The sequence below is a fragment of the Bradyrhizobium sp. P5_C11_2 genome (genome assembly GCF_054049755.1).
In genome coordinates, this window is sequence record NZ_JBFULT010000929.1 from 1 (window position 1) to 1696 (window position 1696).

Consider the following 1696-nt stretch of genomic DNA (forward strand, 5'->3'; position numbering starts at 1 on the left):
GAACTGTCCAATCTCGAATATCTGCTGGCGCAGCCGATCACGCCGACGGCGAAGCTGAAGCTGCATATCGCCGGCATCATCCGCGCCTATCACCGGTTCCCCTACATGAACCGGCTGATCCATTATCTCCTGCACGAGAGCGTTGCCGGCTCCGCGGATGAAGTCTCGAAATTCTTCGTCGCGCCGCTGCTGGATTTTCATCGCCGCCTGCTCGCCGAAGGCGTCAGCCGCGGCGAGTTCCGCGCCACCGATCCGGTGCTGTTCTACACCAGCCTGATCGGCGCCTGCGATCATCTGTTCTTCGGCCGGCACGCGATGTCTCGCGCGACCGGCGTCGGCCCGGTCACCGACGAAGTCTGCCGGCAATACATCAAGCACATGGAAACGCTGATCTGCGGCGGCATCCTCACGCAAGCCGAGGAAGCTGTCGCGGCCGGATGATCCGGCCAACTCTCAAAGTCTAGAGAAGAAACGTCCAAGGAAAGGTAGCTTACGATGCAGTTGAAAGACGTAGCCGTTCTCATCACCGGCGGTGGTTCGGGCCTTGGCGCCGCGACCGCCCGCGCCATGGCCGCCAAGGGTGCCAGGATCGGCGTGATCGACCAGAGCAAGGAAAACGCCGAGAAGGTTGCCGCCGAGGTGAAGGGCGTAGCCCTCCATGCCGACGTCACCGACGAGGACGGCATCAAGGCTGCGATCGCCAAGGCCGAAGCCGCCCATGGCGTCGCGCGGGTGCTGATGAACTGCGCCGGCATCGGCGGCTCGCAGCGCATCGTCGGCAAGGACGGTGTCTATCCGCTGGCCAAGTTCGCCCGCATCATCAACGTCAATTTGATCGGCACCTTCAACTGCCTGCGGCTGTTCGCGGAACGCCTGGTCACCATCGAGCCGATTGGCGAAGAGCGCGGCGTCATCATCAACACCGCGTCGGTCGCCGCCTATGAAGGTCAGATCGGCCAGATCGCCTATGCGGCGTCGAAGGGCGGCGTCGTCGGCCTCACGCTGCCGGCCGCGCGCGACTTTGCGAGCCAGAAGATCCGCGTCAACACCATCGCGCCCGGCCTGTTCCTGACGCCGCTGCTGATGGGCCTGAACGAAGAGGCCCGCAAGAGCCTTGGCGCCCAGGTGCCGCATCCCGCGCGCCTCGGCGATGCCGCTGAATACGGCTCGCTGGCCGTGCACATCGTCGAGAACCCGATGCTCAACGGCGAGACCATCCGCCTCGACGGCGCGATCCGGATGGCGCCGCGGTAACTCCGCCGTCGTCCTGGCGAAAGCCAGGACCCATTACCACCAGCGTGAGTTGTCACACGAGATCAACCAACGCCGGTGGTCCAACAACGCGGGCCTGTGGCTATGGGTCCTGGATCAGCGCTCGCTATTGGACAACGCTGCGCGTTGCCAAGCACTCGCTTGTCCAGGACGACGATGGGGAGATTGAGCATGTCCCAACCGCTGCTGATCGAGCACCATGACGGCGTCGACCGGGTGACGCTCAATCGTCCCGAAAACCTCAACGCGCTCGATCCCGCGCTGATCGATGCGCTCAACGTCTATTTCCAGGGCCTCCAGCGCAACCGCGACACGCGCGTGGTGGTGCTGAAGGGTGCCGGCAAGAATTTTTGCGCGGGCCTCGATCTCAAAGCGGCGATGGCGCGCCGTGCCGGCCAGCAGGAGCCGCCCGGCGTCACCGAGT

General features: G+C 64.4%; 3 protein-coding genes. All 3 read left to right on the plus strand.

Translation table 11 applies throughout. From position 1 onward, the window contains the following. Positions 1 to 441, plus strand: a 441-nt coding sequence (locus ACXJL8_RS40390; RefSeq protein WP_456686959.1) for a TetR family transcriptional regulator, incomplete at its 5' end; no start/stop codon positions are given. Between the two features lie 54 nt (positions 442 to 495). Beyond that, positions 496 to 1254 (plus strand): SDR family NAD(P)-dependent oxidoreductase, encoded by a 759-nt coding sequence (locus ACXJL8_RS40395; RefSeq protein ID WP_456617351.1) that lies wholly within the window; start codon positions 496 to 498, stop codon positions 1252 to 1254. 189 nt (positions 1255 to 1443) lie between these two features. After that, a partial coding sequence (locus ACXJL8_RS40400; RefSeq protein ID WP_456686960.1) for an enoyl-CoA hydratase-related protein occupies positions 1444 to 1696 on the plus strand: 253 nt, incomplete at its 3' end.